Annotated in this window: 20 protein-coding genes and 1 pseudogene; 10 read left to right on the forward strand and 11 right to left on the reverse strand. The window is 72.8% G+C overall.

What is annotated here, in order from left to right:
• Nucleotide 1 precedes the first annotated feature (1 nt).
• A complete protein-coding gene (locus tag ACPYO4_RS14230) occupies nucleotides 2–133 on the forward strand; it encodes a DNA/RNA helicase domain-containing protein (RefSeq protein WP_425709961.1) in 132 nt (43 codons plus the stop codon).
• Between the two features lie 63 nt (nucleotides 134–196).
• Here ACPYO4_RS14230 and ACPYO4_RS14235 read toward each other — a convergent pair whose 3' ends face one another.
• Nucleotides 197–757 (reverse strand): hypothetical protein, encoded by a 561-nt coding sequence (locus ACPYO4_RS14235; protein ID WP_425709913.1) that lies wholly within the window; start codon nucleotides 755–757, stop codon nucleotides 197–199.
• A complete protein-coding gene (locus ACPYO4_RS14240; RefSeq protein WP_425709914.1) occupies nucleotides 757–1329 on the reverse strand; it encodes a hypothetical protein in 573 nt (190 codons plus the stop codon). Before ACPYO4_RS14240 ends, ACPYO4_RS14235 begins: the two co-directional genes overlap by 1 nt.
• A gap of 162 nt (nucleotides 1330–1491) precedes the next feature.
• Between ACPYO4_RS14240 and ACPYO4_RS14245 the strand changes: the two genes are divergently transcribed.
• The 3 genes from ACPYO4_RS14245 to ACPYO4_RS14255 all read left to right on the forward strand — a co-directional run bounded on the left by ACPYO4_RS14245 (nucleotide 1492) and on the right by ACPYO4_RS14255 (nucleotide 3088).
• A complete protein-coding gene (locus ACPYO4_RS14245) occupies nucleotides 1492–1785 on the forward strand; it encodes an antibiotic biosynthesis monooxygenase family protein (protein WP_425709915.1) in 294 nt (97 codons plus the stop codon).
• A gap of 95 nt (nucleotides 1786–1880) precedes the next feature.
• Nucleotides 1881–2504: a ClpP family protease gene (locus tag ACPYO4_RS14250; protein WP_425709916.1), complete on the forward strand. Its 624-nt coding sequence runs from the start codon at nucleotides 1881–1883 to the stop codon at nucleotides 2502–2504.
• On the forward strand, nucleotides 2501–3088 hold the full coding sequence (locus tag ACPYO4_RS14255; RefSeq protein ID WP_425709917.1) for a ClpP family protease: 588 nt from the start codon (nucleotides 2501–2503) through the stop codon (nucleotides 3086–3088). The genes ACPYO4_RS14250 and ACPYO4_RS14255 overlap by 4 nt, the downstream gene beginning before the upstream one ends.
• A gap of 100 nt (nucleotides 3089–3188) precedes the next feature.
• Here the strand turns inward: ACPYO4_RS14255 and ACPYO4_RS14260 are convergent, their stop codons facing one another.
• Entirely contained in the window at nucleotides 3189–3623 is a 435-nt protein-coding gene (locus ACPYO4_RS14260; RefSeq protein ID WP_425709918.1) for a helix-turn-helix domain-containing protein, read from the reverse strand.
• Nucleotides 3624–3780: 157 nt separating this feature from the next.
• On the opposite strand from ACPYO4_RS14260, the gene ACPYO4_RS14265 reads away from it, so the two are divergent.
• Together ACPYO4_RS14265 and ACPYO4_RS14270 are read left to right on the forward strand one after the other, a co-directional pair.
• Nucleotides 3781–4470 carry a GOLPH3/VPS74 family protein gene (locus ACPYO4_RS14265; RefSeq protein WP_425709919.1) on the forward strand — a complete coding sequence of 230 codons (690 nt, stop codon included), beginning with the start codon at nucleotides 3781–3783 and terminating at the stop codon, nucleotides 4468–4470.
• 141 nt (nucleotides 4471–4611) lie between these two features.
• Nucleotides 4612–5496, forward strand: a complete 885-nt coding sequence (locus tag ACPYO4_RS14270; protein ID WP_425709920.1) for a fructosamine kinase family protein — start codon at nucleotides 4612–4614, stop codon at nucleotides 5494–5496.
• A 169-nt stretch (nucleotides 5497–5665) separates the two neighbouring features.
• Here the strand turns inward: ACPYO4_RS14270 and ACPYO4_RS14275 are convergent.
• Both ACPYO4_RS14275 and ACPYO4_RS14280 read right to left on the reverse strand, forming a co-directional pair.
• A pseudogene (locus ACPYO4_RS14275) lies at nucleotides 5666–6049 on the reverse strand (RidA family protein); the annotation flags it as partial.
• Between the two features lie 64 nt (nucleotides 6050–6113).
• On the reverse strand, nucleotides 6114–6452 hold the full coding sequence (locus tag ACPYO4_RS14280; RefSeq protein ID WP_425709921.1) for a hypothetical protein: 339 nt from the start codon (nucleotides 6450–6452) through the stop codon (nucleotides 6114–6116).
• A 454-nt stretch (nucleotides 6453–6906) separates the two neighbouring features.
• Here ACPYO4_RS14280 and ACPYO4_RS14285 point away from each other — a divergent pair, with 454 nt between their 5' ends.
• The 4 genes from ACPYO4_RS14285 to ACPYO4_RS14300 all read left to right on the forward strand — a co-directional run bounded on the left by ACPYO4_RS14285 (nucleotide 6907) and on the right by ACPYO4_RS14300 (nucleotide 10298).
• Nucleotides 6907–7893, forward strand: a complete 987-nt coding sequence (locus tag ACPYO4_RS14285; protein ID WP_425709962.1) for a DMT family transporter — start codon at nucleotides 6907–6909, stop codon at nucleotides 7891–7893.
• Nucleotides 7894–8021: 128 nt separating this feature from the next.
• Nucleotides 8022–9512, forward strand: a complete 1491-nt coding sequence (locus tag ACPYO4_RS14290; protein ID WP_425709922.1) for an NAD-dependent succinate-semialdehyde dehydrogenase — start codon at nucleotides 8022–8024, stop codon at nucleotides 9510–9512.
• 142 nt (nucleotides 9513–9654) lie between these two features.
• The gene (locus tag ACPYO4_RS14295; protein WP_425709923.1) at nucleotides 9655–9918 is read left to right on the forward strand and encodes a type II toxin-antitoxin system Phd/YefM family antitoxin; all 264 of its coding nucleotides are present in this window, start codon (nucleotides 9655–9657) and stop codon (nucleotides 9916–9918) included.
• Nucleotides 9915–10298, forward strand: coding sequence for a PIN domain-containing protein (locus ACPYO4_RS14300; protein ID WP_425709924.1), 384 nt, complete (start codon nucleotides 9915–9917; stop codon nucleotides 10296–10298). The genes ACPYO4_RS14295 and ACPYO4_RS14300 overlap by 4 nt, the downstream gene beginning before the upstream one ends.
• A 58-nt stretch (nucleotides 10299–10356) precedes the next feature.
• Here ACPYO4_RS14300 and ACPYO4_RS14305 read toward each other — a convergent pair whose 3' ends face one another.
• The 6 genes from ACPYO4_RS14305 to ACPYO4_RS14330 form a co-directional block, all read right to left on the reverse strand.
• Nucleotides 10357–11352: a LacI family DNA-binding transcriptional regulator gene (locus tag ACPYO4_RS14305; protein ID WP_425709925.1), complete on the reverse strand. Its 996-nt coding sequence runs from the start codon at nucleotides 11350–11352 to the stop codon at nucleotides 10357–10359.
• Nucleotides 11349–12500, reverse strand: coding sequence for an N-acetylglucosamine-6-phosphate deacetylase (locus ACPYO4_RS14310; protein ID WP_425709926.1), 1152 nt, complete (start codon nucleotides 12498–12500; stop codon nucleotides 11349–11351). Before ACPYO4_RS14310 ends, ACPYO4_RS14305 begins: the two co-directional genes overlap by 4 nt.
• Nucleotides 12490–13227, reverse strand: coding sequence for a 6-phosphogluconolactonase (locus ACPYO4_RS14315; protein WP_425709927.1), 738 nt, complete (start codon nucleotides 13225–13227; stop codon nucleotides 12490–12492). The genes ACPYO4_RS14310 and ACPYO4_RS14315 overlap by 11 nt, the downstream gene beginning before the upstream one ends.
• 19 nt (nucleotides 13228–13246) lie before the next feature.
• Nucleotides 13247–13993 (reverse strand): sugar isomerase domain-containing protein, encoded by a 747-nt coding sequence (locus ACPYO4_RS14320; protein WP_425709928.1) that lies wholly within the window; start codon nucleotides 13991–13993, stop codon nucleotides 13247–13249.
• A 70-nt stretch (nucleotides 13994–14063) separates the two neighbouring features.
• On the reverse strand, nucleotides 14064–15353 hold the full coding sequence (locus ACPYO4_RS14325) for a TRAP transporter large permease (protein WP_425709929.1): 1290 nt from the start codon (nucleotides 15351–15353) through the stop codon (nucleotides 14064–14066).
• On the reverse strand, nucleotides 15350–15889 hold the full coding sequence (locus tag ACPYO4_RS14330) for a TRAP transporter small permease (protein ID WP_425709930.1): 540 nt from the start codon (nucleotides 15887–15889) through the stop codon (nucleotides 15350–15352). Before ACPYO4_RS14330 ends, ACPYO4_RS14325 begins: the two co-directional genes overlap by 4 nt.
• Between the last annotated feature and the right edge of the window lie 54 nt (nucleotides 15890–15943).

A 15943-nucleotide genomic window follows, 5' to 3' on the forward strand; every position in this document is an offset into this window, starting at 1 on the left:
CATGTACACGGACGACGACCTTCGTCGACTCATCACCAACATCTACGGTGTGCTGCTGACGAGGGGAATGCTCGGGACGTTCGTGTACGTCTGCGACGACGAGCTCCGTGAATATCTTCGGAAGTACTTCTGAGGCCGGCGAGAACATGGCCAACCCGAACATGGCCGGGGACCTGCGGCGGCGTCCCGCGGTCCCTCACGCCAGGTCGGCCAGGCACTCCTCGTCGCCGATCGTGAACGGCACCTCGACGGTGCGCAGGTCCGAGCCGTAGTCGCTGTCCGGGCTGTAGTCCACGAACGCGATGAAGTCCCCGCACCCGTCCGTGTGGTGGAAGCCGAAGCCCGTGGTCAGCGACGTCCCCGCCGGGACGTGCGCGGTGCCCAGGCTGTACTCCAGACTCTGCCGGAGGATGAACGGATCGCCCGGGTCGGAGACCTCGGTCACCCGCACGTCGTACCTCCGCGTCACAGGCTCATCGCTCTCGTTCTCGATCGTCAGCTCGAGATCGAGCGCGTACGGCTCGCTGGGCCAGTCCGCCCGCCAGCCCCGGTCGCGCAGCTCCCCGACGAGCGTCACCCCGACCCCGTCGACCAGCTCGGCACGGACCTCCTCGCCGCGGACGGTCGCCCCCTCGCCCCCGCCGCGCGGCAGCAGGACCAGCCCGGTGCTCAACGTCGCGAACATCGCGACTCCGGCGACGCCGAACACCGCCCGCGCACCTCTGGGCGGGACCAGGGCCCGCGAGAGGCCGGCCATCACCGGCCACCTTCCGTGAGGACGAACGTGTAGTCCGCGCCGTCGACCGTCAGCTCGAGCTCGTAGTGCTCGACCTGCCCCTCGCCGGGCTCGTGGACGAGCCAGAACCGGTAGGGATCCCGGCGCTGGATCGTGCCGCCGATCCGGTCCGCCGCCCGCTGGCCCCGTTCCGTGAGCGCCAGCTCGGTGCGGGCGCCGTCGGCGTCGACGGCGAACAGCGTCGTGTCCAGGTCGGACAGGTCGATCGTCTCCCGGCCGTCGTCGCCGTCGGCACCCCACGTCCAGGTCAGGCTGCCGGTCAGGGAGACGTACCGGTCGCCCCAGGGGGAGGCGAGGGACGGTACCGCGGAGGGCTGGCGCACGTCGTAGACCCAGAAGCCCACGGTGCGCAGGTCGCCGGTGCCCGTGGTGTCGGACAGGCCGTAGGTCGTGACGAGCGGTTCGGCCGCGTCGCGCCGCAGCAGGCCGACCGCCCCGACGAGCAGCACGGAGGCGATCACCCCGAGCAGGGCGCCCTGCACGAACCATCGTCGTCGGGAGATCGGTGGTCTCGGGGGAGCGTCGGGGGACATGACCGCACGCTAGGACGAGCGCGCGCCCCGGACCAGGGCAGGAGTACCCCTGCCCGGGACCAAGGGCTCAGCCGGACGACTCCGCGCGTGCTTAGGCTGGCCTTACCGCAACCGTCACCCGTGCATCGCGCCGGCGCGCCCGCGCCGCAGGAGGAGATCACCATGGCCTTCGTCAACATCACCGCCCTGACGTTCCCCGAGGGCGCGCAGGCCGAGATCGAGCAGCGCTTCGCCGCCCGTAGGAAGGCCGTCGACGCCTCGCCAGGGTTCCTCGGCTTCGAGCTGCTGCGCCCCGTCGTCGGGGAGTCCCGCTACTTCGTCGTCACCCGCTGGGAGAGCCGCGAGGATTATGAGGCCTGGTCCGCCGCACGCCCCACCGGCGGGCACGAGAACGACCAGCGTCGCGGCATGGACGTCGAGGTCCTCGGCTTCGAGGTCGTCCAGCAGGACGGCTGACGCCGCACGCGGTTCTTCACCCGCGCTGCCGACGGCCGATCTGCCGGCGGCAGATCCCGGCTCCCCGGCCACCTCACCGGGCGCAGGGTGCCTGCATGAGCGATCAGCCCCGACCACCACTGTTCAGCGAGTCGGCGCGCCGCGACCTGTTCGAGCGCCGCGTCCTCGTCCTCGACGGCGTCCTCGACGACGACAACGGCACCCTGCTGGCCACCCAGCTCATCGCCCTGTCGGCCGAGGACCCCGCCGCGGGCATCGCCCTGTGGATCCACTCCCCGGGCGGATCCGTGCCCGCGATGCTCGCCATCCGTGACGTCATGCGGATGATCCCGAACGACGTCGCGACCCTCGCCCTCGGCATCGCCTGCAGCGCCGGCCAGTTCCTCCTGTCCGCAGGCACGCCCGGCCACCGGCGCGCGCTGCCGCACGCGCGGATCCTCATGCACCAGGGATCGGCCGGCATCGGGGGTTCCGCCGTCGACGTCGAGCTGCAGGCCGACGACCTGCGGCACACGCGCGACACCGTCCTGCGGCTCGTCGCCGAGGACACCGGGCAGAGCATCGAGAGCGTCTTCGAGGACTCCCTGCACGACCGCTGGTACACGGCACGCGAGGCGCTGGAGTACGGGTTCATCGACGAGATCGCCGACTCCTTCGACCAGATCCGGCCCCGTGCCCGCACCGCGGCCGGGTTCGTCGCCGCGGAAGGTGCGCGATGACCAGCTACACGGTTCCCAACGTCATCGCCCAGCACCCGCGCGGAGAGCGGATCATGGACGTCTACTCCCACCTGCTGACCGAGCGCATCATCTACCTCGGCACGGGCATCGACGCCGGCGTCGCCAACACCCTCATCGCCCAGCTCCTGCACCTGGAGTCCGACAAGCCCGACGGCGACATCCACCTCTACGTCAACTGCGAGGGCGGCGACCCGAGCGCCATGCTCGCCGTCTACGACACGATGCTCTACATCCGACCCGAGGTCGCGACCACCTGCGTCGGTCAGGCGGTGGGGCCGGGTGCCGTCCTGCTCGCCGCCGGTGCCCCGGGCAAGCGCGCCGCCCTGCCGCATGCCCGCATCGTCCTGCACCAGCCCACCGCCCAGGGGCGCGGCACGATCCCGGACCTCATCCTCCAGGCCGACGAGGTCGTCCGGATCCGCTCCGACATGGAGGAGGCGCTGGCGCGGCACACCGGCCAGAGCGTCGCGCGGCTGCGAGCCGACACCGACCGCGACCGCGTGCTCACCGCCGCGGCGGCCCGCGACTACGGCCTGGTCGACCACGTCATCGATGGCCGCTGAGCTGTCTGGCTGCGCGGGACGGGCCGGGTGGGAAGGGCGTCGCGCGGTGGCGTGCCGCACCGTCCGTTGCCCGCGAGGAGCCGGCGACGGTGCCGCGACGTCAGGCGGCGAGGGCGAACGCGCCGCGGCACGTGGCCCCGTCGCGCGTCGACCCGGCGTGGGGGAGCGCGGCCGGCGTGGCGCCGAGCCGCTGGGCCACGGACAGCGCGAGGTCGACGAGCGTGAGGTCGAGGGCACCGCCGATGGCGGCGATCATCTCGCTCGAGGGCTCCTTCCGGCCGCGCTCGACCTCGGAGAGGTACTGAGGTGACAGGCCGGCACGCTCGGCGACGTCGGTCAGCCGCTCCCCGCGCTCGTGCCGCGCGACCCGCAACCGGTCGCCGACCATGTGCCGCCACAGCGGCTCGGGCACCCCCGGAGGCGTACGGTCGCGTTGTCCGGTGACGCCGGACCTCCAGGCGGGTCGTCCGACGTCGTCGCCCGGTTCCGCGTGCGTCGTCGCCTCGTCGTCCCCGGCGCTGCTGCTGTCGGTCATGTCCGCGAGCGTAGGGCGCCCCGCTGCGCGCGGCCCAGCCGATCCGCTCTCGGCAGAGCGAGCCGGTGACGCTACCGTGGTGGACACGCGCGTCCTGCCGACGGACCGGGCCGGACCCGGACCGCGGCGCCGCCCGCCCCACCGAGAGGCCCGACCGATGTCGTCGACCACCACCAGCGCCGAGCTCGTCGTCGAGGACCTGCTCCTCGTCCTGTTCGACGAGCGCCACCACCTCTTCCGGGGCGAGGGGCAGCGCCTGTTCCATGCGCTCGCCGGCGCACTGCTCGTCGACCTGGCCGAGCAGGGGCTCGTCACGCCCGACGCCGACGACCCGCGCGACGCGGTCCGGGCGGCGTCGGAGATCCCGCCAGGCGACGAGCTGCTGCGCATCGGCTGGGACGTCGTGGCCCGCCGCCCGGTCACTGCGCAGTCCTTCGTCCTCCAGGTCGGGCCGCGCCTGCGGGCGCCCGTCATCGACCGGCTCGTCGACCGCGGCCACCTGGGGAGCGAGCGGCGCAAGATCCTCGGGTTCGTGCCCTCCACGCGGCTCACGGCGGGGGAGTCGACCCGGCGCGAGCAGCTGGTGGAGACGATCCGCGGCGTGCTCGTCGACGGCGACCAGGCCGGCACGCACGACTCGGCCGTGGCGGCGATCCTCTTCGCCGCCGGCGCCGCGCCGCTCATGCACCCGGAGATCCCCTGGTCCGGTGCCGTGCACGCGCACGGCACCGAGCTGGTGTCCGCGAGCCGCGCGGCCACGGGCACGGCCGAGGTGGTCCACCAGATGATCGCCACGCTCGTGTCGACGTCGGTCTTCGTCTCCCTCGCCGCAGGATCGAGGGACTGACCCGGATCGGCCGGGCCGCCGGGGCACCTCCGGCGAGTCTGGCGGCGTGACCCGGGCATGGCCCGGCCTTCCGCCCGCCTCCAGGGGACGATCACCCGACCCGCCCTCGCGGGATCCGGCCCGCGTTGCGACCATGGCCGGATGGCGACGCACCGCAAGACCGACGAGCCGACCACCCTGGCGTTCGAGACCGCGGGCCTGCGCTGGCTCACCGACGCCGAGTCCGACGGCGGAGCACCGGTCGTGGGGATCCTCGCCGAGGGGGAGGGCTGGGTCGACCTCGACCGCCTCGAGCACGCCCCCGCGACGCCCGACGCCGCGGCCGCCTTCGGCAGGGCGCTCGCCCGGACCCACGCGGCCGGCGCGCCGTCCCTGGGCTGCGCGCCGCCGGGCTGGTCAGGCGAGGTGCCCCGCAGCTCGGGGGTGATGCCGCTGCACGGCCACGACGACGCGCCCGTCTTCTCCTCGTGGGGCGAGTTCTACGCCGAGTACCAGATCCGGCCCTACGTCCCGCGGGCGCTCGCGAACGGCTCGATCGACGAGGGCGGCGGCCGGGTGCTCGAGCAGCTGGCCGACCGCCTCGCGGCGGGGCAGTTCGACCACGCACAGCCCGCGCTCGTCGGCGACGGCGACGGCACTGGCGACGGCGCCGCGCGCCTGCACGGCGACCTGTGGGGCGGCAACGTCGTGTGGACCGGCGGGCCGCGTGGCTCCGAGGGGCGTGGTGCGGCCGGAGCCGGCCCCGGGCGCGGCTGCCCCGAGCGCGGCGGCCCCGGCGTCCGAGGTGTGCTCATCGACCCCGCGGCGCACGGCGGCCACGCCGAGACCGACCTCGCGGCGCTCGACCTGTTCGGGATCGCGCACCTGCCGGAGATCCTCGCCGGCTACGACGAGGTCTCGCCGCTCTCCGACGGCTGGCAGGAGCGGGTGGGCCTGCACCAGCTGACGATGCTCGTCATGCACGCGGTGATCTTCGGCGGCTCCTACGGCCCCGAGACGGTGCAGGTCGCGCGACGGTATCTGTGACCGCTGTATCCGAGGGCGTCGTTCAGGCGACGGGTCCGCCGCGGCCGCCCGGGTCCGGACGGGCACGCAGCTCGTCGGCGACCTCCTCCTCCGGGCGCGGCGCCACGCTCTGGTCGTCCTCGAGCTCGGGCACATCCGGCCCGCCGTGGCCCGGGACGTCGCCGGGCCCGTCGACGACCGCGGCGACGGCCTCGATCTCGACGAGCTGGTCGTCGTACCCGAGCACGGTGACGCCGAGGAGGGTGCTGGGCACGTCGTGCTCGCCGAACGCGTCGCGCACCACCTCCCACGCGGTCACGAGGTCGGCCTGCCGTGACGAGGCCACGAGGACGCGGGTGCTGACGACGTCGGTGAGCCGCGCGCCTGCGGCCTCGAGGGCCTGCGTCAGCGTCAGGACGCACTGCCGGGCCTGGCCGGCGTAGTCGCCGACCGCCGCCGTCGATCCGTCGATCTCCAGCGGGCAGGAGCCGGCGAGGAAGACGAGCCGCGCGTCGGCGGGGACGGTGGCCGCGTAGGCGTACTCCGCGGCGTCGGACAGCGAGGCCGACCGGATGAGCCGGACGGCGCTCTCGCGGCTGTCCGCGTTGCCGGACGATCCCGGGCCGGCCGTGGGCTGCTCAGGACCTGGGTGGGGCATCGGTCTCTCCTCGTCGCTCGGCGTTCTTCGGGGAGAAGCGCTGCTGCGCCCCCTGCTTGGTCAGGCCGTAGACGGCGCCGATCTTCGACCAGGACACCTTGGCGGAGCGGGCCGCGCGCACGGCGTCGGACTCGATGGCCTCGGCGGTCTCCCGGAGACGACGGGCGCCGTCGAGCACCTCCAGCGGCTCCGTCGCGGAGGTGAGGGCCGCGAGCGCGGTCCGCGCATCCTCGGCCGCGCGGGCTCGCTGCCTCTCGCTGCTCGCGTTCTGCGCGGCGCCGGGATCGGCGGCGTCCACCACGTCGCTGCGCTTGCCCATGCGGCCATCGTATCGAGCGTCGGGGCGGCGTTCGGCCAGGTGCCCGCCACGCCGGCGTCAACGACAGGTTGACACCCCGCGTCAACCGATGGTTGACTTCGTGTCAACATCCAGTTGACGAACGAGGAGGTGCACCGTGGCGAAGAAGTCGAAGAAGGACAAGGACGACGAGAAGAACAAGAAGGCCAAGAAGAACAAGAAGAAGTGACTCCTGGGTGATCACGGGGGCGGGGTGCCGATCCGGCGCACCGCCCCCGAGTCGTGTTCGGGACCGGCGTGGCCCGGCGCGCGCGTCGGGACACAGGACGGCCGCGGCGCGGCCCTGAGGGGTGGCCGCGGCCCGAGCCGACGGGCCGACGGACCGGCCGCATCGATCCCACCGTCCTGACCGGTGGACACCGCGACCGGTCGCGGTGCGCCGTCGAGGCCGGGTGCGAGCATGTGTCCCGTGCGGATGGCCGTGGTGTGCGCGTTCGGGGCGACGGCCCTGTGGGGACTGGCCTTCGTCGCCCCCGAGCTCGTCGCCACCGACGGCACCGAGCTGGCCCTCGGCAGGTACCTCGTCTTCGGCCTCTCCTCGGTGCTCGTCCTCGCGGCCCGGGGCTTCGTCGCGGTCCGCGACCTGCGGGCCCGCGACTGGCGGCGCATCATCCTCCTCGGCCTGCTCGGCAACTCCCTGTTCTACTCGCTCATCTCCGCGGGCATCGTCTCCGCGGGTTCCGTCCCCGTCGCCCTCGTCTTCGCCGTCCTGCCGCTGATGATGGCCGCCGTCGGCAACGTCCGGCGCCCCGTCTTCCGCTGGCGCAGCGTCCTCGGACCGTTCCTGCTCGTCGCCGCGGGTCTCGCGGTCAACGCCGCCACCGCGCTCGCCGGCGACCTCGCCGTGCTCGGCCCGAGGCCGGTCCTGGGCCTGGTCCTCGCCGTGCTCGCGCTGCTCAGCTGGCTCGTCTACGGCATCTGGAACAGCGAGTACCTGCACGACCGGCCGCTGACCAGCAGCGTCTCCTGGGCCTCGCTCACAGGCCTGGGCACGCTCATCACGCTCCCGGCGATCCTCGCCGTCGACGTCCTGGTCCGTGGCGGCATCGACCTGCCGGCGGCGGGGGACCTGCCCGCGCTCGTGGCGTGGTCGATCGTCCTCGGCATCGGCGCGTCCTGGGTCGCCACCTGGCTGTGGGCGCGGGCGAGCATGAGCCTGGGGGCCTCCGTGCTCGGGCTGCTCATCGTCACCGAGGCGGTGTTCGCGGTCCTCTACTCCTGCCTCGTCGACCGGCGGCTGCCGAGCCCGGTGGAGTCCCTGACGGCGGCCCTGACCATCGGCGGGGTCGCCTGGGGACTGGTGAGCATCATGCGGGCGCGGGCCAGGGCGCGCGGCCGCGTCGCGGCAGCCCGACCGCGACCGCACGACCACGACCCACGACTCACGACCCCTGACCGCTGACCCCTGACCCCTGACCCCTGACCCCTGACCCCGGTAGTACCCGCACGGGGCCTGGTACCGCCCGGACGGCCGGTGCACAGTGCGACGAGGCCCCCGTGCGCCTCGCGACCTCGACCAAGGAGACGACGATGACTCAGACGACCACCCACCCCGCCGCCGTCACCGACCTGGTTCGGTCGATCGATCCCGAGCGCGGCGTGTGGATCGACGGGCGGGGTGCCGCGGCATCGTCGGGTGCGACCTTCTTGGTCGCCGACCCGGCCACGACGTTGGAAATCGCCGCGATCTCGGACGGCACCCCCGACGACGCACGGCGCGCCGTCGACGCCGCGGCCACCGCTCTGCCGGCCTGGTCCGCGACGGCCCCGCGCGCCCGGGCCGACGTCCTGCACCGGGCGTTCGAGCTGATGACGGGGCAGAAGGAGGCGCTCGCCGGTCTCATCGCCGCGGAGAACGGAAAGGCCATGGCCGATGCCCGGTCCGAGGTGACCTACGCGGCGGAGTTCTTCCGCTGGTACGCCGAGGAGTGCGTCCGTGGTGCGGGGGAGTACACGGTGGCGCCCGCGGGCGGGGTGCGCACCGTGGTCACGCACCGGCCGATCGGAGTCGCCGCGCTGGTGACGCCGTGGAACTTCCCCGCCGCGATGGCCACGCGCAAGATCGCCCCCGCGCTCGGCGCAGGATGCACGGTCCTGCTCAAGCCCGCCTCGGAGACTCCGCTGACCGCGCTGGCGATCGCGCGGATCCTCACCGAGGCGGGCGTGCCCGACGGCGTCGTAGGCGTCGTCCCGACGTCGTCGGCCTCCTCGGTGGTCACCACCTGGCTCAAGGACGAGCGCGTCGCGAAGATCTCCTTCACCGGTTCCACCGGCGTCGGCAAGATCCTGCTCGAGCAGGCGGCGAAGCGGGTCGTGAGCGCGTCGATGGAGCTCGGGGGGAACGCCCCGCTCGTGGTCGCCGCCGACGCCGACCTCGACCAGGCGGTCGCGGGCGCGATGCTCGCGAAGTTCCGCAACGGGGGCCAGGCATGCACCGCGGCGAACCGGTTCTACGTCCATGCCGACGTCGTCGAGGAGTTCACCGAGCGGTTCGGCGCGAAGGTCGAGGCGCTGCGGGTCGGCCCTGCGCAGGACGACGCGACCGAGATCGGCCCGCTCATCAGCGCGAAGGCGCTCGCGGGCGTGACCGAGCTGGTCGACGACGCGGTGGCCGCCGGCGCGCGGGTCACCCAGCGCGCGGATGTCCCCGGCGGCCTCGACGGGCATTTCTACGCGCCGACCGTGGTGCGCGACGTGCCGGCCGACTCCCCGCTGGTCCGGAACGAGATCTTCGGCCCGGTCGCGCCGATCGTCACCTGGACCGACGACGAGGAGATGCTCGCGCAGGTCAACGGCACCGAGCTCGGTCTGTCCGCCTACCTCTTCTCCCGTGATCTCGGCTGGGCGATGCGGATCGCTGAGCGCTTCGAGACGGGGATGGTGGGGCTCAACCGCGGGCTGGTGTCCGACCCTGCGGCGCCGTTCGGCGGCGTCAAGCAGTCCGGCCTCGGCCGCGAGGGCGGCCACGAGGGCATCCGCGAGTACCAGGAGGTCCAGTACCTCAGCGTCGACTGGAGCTGAGCTGAGCTGAGCTGAGCCGACCGGCCGGCCGGTCGGCGGGCGAGGGCCGTCTCGGCGACGACGCGACCGACCCCGGTCACCATCCACCGGCCTGGACAGCACGCGCAACCGTGTAGATAATTGTCTGGACCCGGAGGTGTGTATGAGCAAGACCATCAGCATCGGTGAGTTGCGCCAGAATCCGACGAGAATGCTGCGCGAGGTCAAGGGTGGTGCGACCTACACGATCACCGATCACGGCGAACCGGTGGCGGAGGTCGCAGGCCATCGCAGGCCACGCTGGGTCGCCAGCGAAGCGATCGACTCGTTGCTGCGAGAGTTCGGCGCCGACGACGCCTGGGCGCGAGAGATCGCAATCGACCGTGCCGCAGTCGATCCCGCCGACCCGTGGGAGCAGGCGGAGTGAGGGCGATTCTCGACACCAGTCTGCTGGTGGCGGAGTCGCTCTCGCACCCCGGTTACGACGTCGCCGTCTCGTCGCTGTCGTGGGCCGAGCTCGGCTACGGTCTCCGAAAGACCGTCGACCCGGTCGAACGGGCGCGTCGCGAGGCACGGATCACGCGGCTTCGAACGGTCCTGGGCGCTGGAATCCCGTTCGACGACGCAGTGGCGGATGCGTACGAGACCGTGTGCGGACTTGTGCTGACCGGCGGACGCGACGTTCGAGGCCGTGTCATCGACCTCATGATCGCGGCGACGGCCGCGGCACACGGTGCCGCTGTGATCACCCACAACACCGACGATTTTGCCGGTCTCGACGGACTCGTCACCGTCGTGGCGGCCTGACCTCCCGGACAGGATGGCCCTGCTCGGGCGCCGGAAGTACGCCGGCTCACGGCGGCCCCTACGTCGTCTCGCCCTTGCGGTAGGAGCCGCTGACGACGACCTGCCGGGCACCCGCACCCGCGTCGTCGGAGAGCAGCAGGTCGATCGCCGTGCGCGCGGCGGTACGGGTGTCCAGGTGCACCGTGGACATCGCGGGCTGGGTGCTGATGGGTAGGGCGTCGTCGCAGCCCAGGACCCGGAAGTCGTCGGGTGCTCGCAGGCCGCGGGCGGCCAGCCCGTCGAGGACGGCGTGGGCGACGATGTCGTCGAAGGCCACGACGAGCTCGCCCTCGCGGACCTCGAGGTCGCCGACGAGCAGTCGCGCGGCGTCGTAGGTCGGTTCGTCGAGCTCGAGGTACCGGTAGGGCAGGGAGTGCCCGGCGGCCTCCGTGCGGGCGCTCGTCTCCCGCTCCATGTTCGGCCACCAGCGTTCCTTGCTCCCGATGTAGGCCACGCCCGACGCCCCGGTGCGCACGCCGTCGGCGACGGCGTCGGAGATCGCCTGTGCGGCGGAGACGAGCACGGATGACAGGCCGGTGACGCGGGCGTTGATCAGCACCGTCGGCACCTGGTCCGCGACCGAGAGCACGTGCGAGCGCGACATCCGCGTCGAGGCGAGGACGAGCCCGGCGACGTCGCGGCTGACCAGGGCGGCGAGCTGCTTCTCGCGGGCCACGCTGTGCTCGCTGCTGAGGATGTAGAGCGAGTACCCCTGCTCCTCCGCGGCGAGCTGGGCGGCGTGCACCAGCGGCGGGAAGAACGGGTTGGACAGGTCGGGGACGATGAGCCCCAGCGCGGAGGACCTGCCCGTGCTCAGCGCCTTCGCGTACCTGTTGTGGCGGAAGCCGAGCCGGTCGGCCGCCGCCTTGACCCGGGCGACCGTGTCCTCCCGCAGCAGGTGCGGATGGTTGAACGCGCGCGAGGCCGTCGACGTCGACACCTCGGCCGCCCGCGCGACGTCGGTGATGGTCACGGGCGCCGGGCGCGGGGCGCGAGGACTCACGGGTCGGCTCATGCGTCGATCGTGCCGCCGGCGGGCCCCACGACCTTCAGCGAGGCGAGGTCCGTGTCCCAGAGGACGAGGTGGGCCTGCGCGCCCGGTTCGATCCGGCCGACGCCGCCCGAACCGGCGAGCTCGGCGAGCAGCCTCCCGGGTACCCGGGTGGCCATGGCGAACACGTCGGGCAGCGCGAGCTGGGTGCGCGTGGCCGCGAACCGGACGCAGTGCGCGAGGGAGACCGCGGAGCCGGCGAGCAGCCGGTCGTCGTCGGCGAGGGCGAGCCGACCGTCGTCGGACAGGACGACGTCGCCCCCGACCGGCGTGGTGTACCGGCCGGCGGGGGAGCCCGCGAGCGCGACCGAGTCCGAGACGAGGTAGCAGCCCTGCGGTCCCTTCGCGCGCACGACGCTCTCCAGCACCGCGGCCGGCAGGTGGTGCCCGTCGGCGATGAGCCCGGCCGACAGGGTCGGGTCCGCGATCTGCTCCCACAGCAGGTTGGGGTGCCGGGGGAGCTCGGCGCGCACCCCGTTGCCCAGGTGGGTCGAGAGGGTCGCGCCGGCGACGGAGGCCGCGGCGACCTGCTCGGCCGTGGCGTGCGTGTGGCCGATGGCCACCGCGACGCCGAGCCGGCGCAGCGCGGAGATCTTCGCCGGGGCGTCCTCGCCGTGCGGCGAGACGGTGAGGTAGCCGATCGGGAACAGCTCCTGCCAGCGCCGCACCTCGTCGACATCGATCTCCCGGACGAGGTCCCGGTCGTGCGCCCCGCGCGGCCCGTCCAGCGGCGAGATGAACGGCCCCTCGATGTGCGCGCACGGCACGGACGCGGCCACGACCGGGTCGCTCGCCACCGCGTCGGCCAGTACCGACAGGGCGTGCGCGACGCGCTCGTGGCTCTGCGTGACGATCGTGGGCACCCAGTGGCTCGTCCCCTGCGCCGCGAGGCTGCGCGCGAGGCGGCCGACGTCGTCGACGGTGAGATCGGCCGCGTTGACGTCGGTGCCGCCGAACCCGTTGACCTGCAGGTCCACCAGGCCGTGGCTGAGCCAGGGCAGCCCGTCGGACGTGTCGAGCAGCGCGACCTCGTCGATGACCCCCGCGCGCACGGCGACCCGCACGGGGCGGCCGGTGAGGACGTCACGGCCCTCGTACGTCTCACGCGACACGGCTCAGCGCCTCCAGGTCCGCCAGCACCGTGACGTCCGGGTGGTTCTTCAACGCGGTCGCGGGGACCTCGTTGGTCACGGCGTTCTCGAGCATCGCACGCATCGCCTCGGCCTTCGCCGCCCCGAGGACCGAGCAGACGATGGTGCGGGCGGCGAGCATCCGCGGCACGGTGACCGTGATGGCGTGCCGGGGCACGGCCGCGAGCTCGGGGAACAGCCCCTCGTCGACCTGCTGCGTCCGGGAGGCCTCCGCGAGCTCGATGTGGCGCACCGGCTCGGGGTCCTCCAGGTCCGCGCCCGGGTCGTTGAACGCGAGGTGGCCGTTGACGCCGATCCCGCACAGCACGAGGTCGAAGTCGCCGTCCGGCAGCCGCGCCGCGTAGTCGCTCGCCGCCGCCGACGCCGCGCCCGAGGCGTCGATCCGCTCGAAGACGTACGGGCTGCCCTGCGGGAGGCGGGCGAGGTAGGTGTCCTCCAGCCACCGGCCGAACGCCTGGGGCGCCGCTGCGGGCAGCCCCACGTACTCGTCCATGTGGAAGTACCGCACCGGTCGGGAGTGGACGTCCGCCCCCACCAGCGCGTCGAGGACGGGGACCTGGCTGGGCGCGGCGGCCAGCAGGACCGTGGCCTCCCGCCCCTCGCCGTGCGCCCGGGCGATCGCCCGCGCCGCGATCCGTGCACCGTCGGCGCCGAGCTCGGCGAGGGTGTGGTTCTGGATGAGCTCCATCGTCTGTGTCCTCCGTCGCTCAGAGCAGCTTGATGCGGCCGGTGAACCGGTCGACGAGCCGGGCGTTCGCCTCGTCGCCGCCCGGAGCGTTCCCGCTCGTCCACACGGCCGGCCGGCCTCCGTCGGCGAGGACCCGCTCGATGGTGAGCATCTGGATGGCGTTCATGAGGAAGGCGTTGGCGAACGTCGACACGGCCCCGGCGTTCGGGACGTCGGCGTCGAAGGAGACCACGGCGTCCCCGACCGGCACGTGCGAGTCCAGGAAGAGGTCCGCCAGGTCGTGGAGGTTCTGCTTGGACGGGTGCCGGGCCGGGTGGTCCGGTCCGATGGTCTCGGCGTGCTCGCGGGAGCTGACGCCGACGACCGTGGCCCCCAGCTCCTTGGCCCGCAGCGTGGAGTCGACGACGGCCGAGTTCATGCCGTAGGAGTTGACGATGAGGATGAGGTCGCCCTCGCCCAGGCCGGAGTGGTCGATGACGACGCGCCCGTAGCCCGGGGTGCGCTCCATCGCCATCGACCGCCGCGCGCCGCTGGACAGCATCGTGCCCTCGTCGAGGATGGCCGAGATGTTCATCAGGCCGCCGGCGCGGAAGAACGCCTCCTGGCTCGCGATGTTCGCGTGCCCGCCGGGTCCGTAGACGTAGATGAGGCGGTCCTCCGTCACGCGTCGCGCGGTCTCGTCGATCACGCGGGGCAGGACCTCGGCGTTGGACTCGACGACCCGTCCCAGCATGCCGGTGACGTAGTCGAGGTACTTCTCGAGCACTGGATGTCCTTTCGTCGGTGCGGGGCCGGGACCCGGCGCCCGCGTCGGTGCGGTGTCAGCAGGGGCCGGGTCAGAACAGGAGGCCCGGCAGGGCGGTGGTCAGGGCCGGCACGAGGGTGGTGAGGAGGACTACCAGGAGGTAGACGCCGATGAACGGCGCGATCTCCCTGACCAGCGGGACGAACGAGACGCGCGCGAGCTTCGTCGTGACGAAGAGCAGCGCGCCCACCGGTGGCGTGATGAGGCCGACCATGAGGTTGACGACGATCACCGCCGAGTAGTGGATCGGGTCGATCCCGAGCTCGATGGCGCTGGGCAGCAGGACCGGGACGAAGATGAGGATCGCCGGGATCGCGTCCATGATCATCCCCAGGACGAGGAAGAAGAGCATCGTCAGCACCAGGAACGCGAACGGGCCGAGCCCGGCGTCGACGACGAGCTGGTCGATCCGGTCGCCCAGGCGGGTGAGCGCGACGATGTAGGTGAACCCCGCGACGGCGGCGAAGATCATCATGATCGTCGACGCGAACTGCGCGGTTTGGGTGAACACGTCGAACAGCGACCTCAGGTTCAGCGTCCGGTAGACGAGCCCGAGGAGGAGCACGTAGGCGGACGCGAGGATCGAGATCTCCGTGACGGTCGCGAACCCGCCGATGACCCCGGCGATGATGAGCACCGGCGTGAGCAGGGCCGGCAGCGCGCGCAGCGTGACGGCGAGCAGCCCGTCCTTCCGGTACGGGTTGACCGCCTCCGTGTCGGGGATCCGCTCGGTGCCCCGGCTGCGCAGGGCCACGACGACGACGAGGCCGACGATGAGCAGGACGCCCGGGCCGATGCCGGCGATGAACAGCTGCCCGACGGACAGGGAGGTCACCAGCGCGACGAACACCATCGGGACGCTCGGGGGGATCACCGGGCCGAGGACCGCGGAGGACGCGACGACGGCGGCCGAGAACTCCTGCCGATACCCGGACCGCCGCATCATCGGCAGCATCGCGGAGCCGATCATCGACGCGGCGGCCGGGGCGGACCCGCTGACCGAGGAGGCGAAGGCGCTCGAGCCGATGACGGTGTGCGCGAGCCCGCCCTTGATGCCGCCGATGAAGTACATGAGGAAGGCGACGATCCGCTCGGTCAGTCCGGCCTGGGACATGAGCGAGCCCATGAGGACGAAGAACGGGATGGCGAGCAGCTCGTAGGAGTCGACGCCGGCCGCGACCTGGGTGGGCAGCACCGTGGCCGAGCCGAGTCCACCGGCGAACAGGGTGACGAGGACTGCCGCGAGCATGGCGACGAAGATGGGTGTGCCCAGCGCCATGAGCGCGAACATCGTGACGAAGAGGACTGCGATCTCGGTCATGACGCCGCACCCGCGTCGGCGGTGGCCAGCGCCGGTCCCTCGGGACCGCGGACGCCACGCAGGACGCCGAACAGCACGAGGAAGAGGCCGAGCACGGGGACCGCGAGGTACGCCCACCCCGTGGGGATGCCCAGCTGGATGTACTGGATGCTCATGCGGTCCAGCGCCACGATGGTGCCGGAGACCAGCAGGACGACGCCGATCGCGAGCTCGATCACGCGTGTGAGGTAGGCGCACGCCGTGCGGAACGCCGCCGGCACGCGGTCCACGACGAAGTCGACGACGAGGTGCTCGCGCAGCCCGACGGCGGCCGACGCGCCGATCATGATCACCCAGGTGATGAGCAGGCGACTGAGGTCGTTGACCCAGATCCAGCCGCCCATGAACGGGCGCGCGCCGATCTGGACCACGTTGACGACGAACAGGACGAGCAGCAGCCCGCCCGCGATCGCGGCGAGGCCGTGCGAGGTGCGCCGGACGAGGGCCTCACGCCTCGTCGGTCCTCGGCCCGGTGGTGTCGGTGCGTCGGAGTCCATGGTGTCTCCTTCTGGGAGTCTGTTCGTGCAAGCGGTTGCACCGCGAGGCGGGCG

This window comes from Georgenia sp. Z1491, from assembly GCF_049856175.1.
In the GTDB taxonomy this organism is placed as follows: Bacteria; Actinomycetota; Actinomycetes; order Actinomycetales; family Actinomycetaceae; genus JB111.

Bases quoted from the DNA above. Each gene is read 5' to 3' on its own strand.
- ACPYO4_RS14280 (WP_425709921.1), bottom strand. From the start codon at position 6,452: ATGGGCAAGCGCAGCGACGTGGTGGACGCCGCCGATCCCGGCGCCGCG.
- ACPYO4_RS14255 (WP_425709917.1), top strand. From the start codon at position 2,501: ATGACCAGCTACACGGTTCCCAACGTCATCGCCCAGCACCCGCGCGGA.
- ACPYO4_RS14330 (WP_425709930.1), bottom strand. From the start codon at position 15,889: ATGGACTCCGACGCACCGACACCACCGGGCCGAGGACCGACGAGGCGT.
- ACPYO4_RS14245 (WP_425709915.1), top strand. From the start codon at position 1,492: ATGGCCTTCGTCAACATCACCGCCCTGACGTTCCCCGAGGGCGCGCAG.
- ACPYO4_RS14265 (WP_425709919.1), top strand. From the start codon at position 3,781: ATGTCGTCGACCACCACCAGCGCCGAGCTCGTCGTCGAGGACCTGCTC.
- ACPYO4_RS14325 (WP_425709929.1), bottom strand. From the start codon at position 15,353: ATGACCGAGATCGCAGTCCTCTTCGTCACGATGTTCGCGCTCATGGCG.
- ACPYO4_RS14270 (WP_425709920.1), top strand. From the start codon at position 4,612: ATGGCGACGCACCGCAAGACCGACGAGCCGACCACCCTGGCGTTCGAG.
- ACPYO4_RS14235 (WP_425709913.1), bottom strand. From the start codon at position 757: ATGGCCGGCCTCTCGCGGGCCCTGGTCCCGCCCAGAGGTGCGCGGGCG.
- ACPYO4_RS14305 (WP_425709925.1), bottom strand. From the start codon at position 11,352: ATGAGCCGACCCGTGAGTCCTCGCGCCCCGCGCCCGGCGCCCGTGACC.
- ACPYO4_RS14290 (WP_425709922.1), top strand. From the start codon at position 8,022: ATGACTCAGACGACCACCCACCCCGCCGCCGTCACCGACCTGGTTCGG.
- ACPYO4_RS14230 (WP_425709961.1), top strand. From the start codon at position 2: ATGTACACGGACGACGACCTTCGTCGACTCATCACCAACATCTACGGT.
- ACPYO4_RS14315 (WP_425709927.1), bottom strand. From the start codon at position 13,227: ATGGAGCTCATCCAGAACCACACCCTCGCCGAGCTCGGCGCCGACGGT.
- ACPYO4_RS14250 (WP_425709916.1), top strand. From the start codon at position 1,881: ATGAGCGATCAGCCCCGACCACCACTGTTCAGCGAGTCGGCGCGCCGC.
- ACPYO4_RS14295 (WP_425709923.1), top strand. From the start codon at position 9,655: ATGAGCAAGACCATCAGCATCGGTGAGTTGCGCCAGAATCCGACGAGA.
- ACPYO4_RS14285 (WP_425709962.1), top strand. From the start codon at position 6,907: ATGGCCGTGGTGTGCGCGTTCGGGGCGACGGCCCTGTGGGGACTGGCC.
- ACPYO4_RS14260 (WP_425709918.1), bottom strand. From the start codon at position 3,623: ATGACCGACAGCAGCAGCGCCGGGGACGACGAGGCGACGACGCACGCG.
- ACPYO4_RS14240 (WP_425709914.1), bottom strand. From the start codon at position 1,329: ATGTCCCCCGACGCTCCCCCGAGACCACCGATCTCCCGACGACGATGG.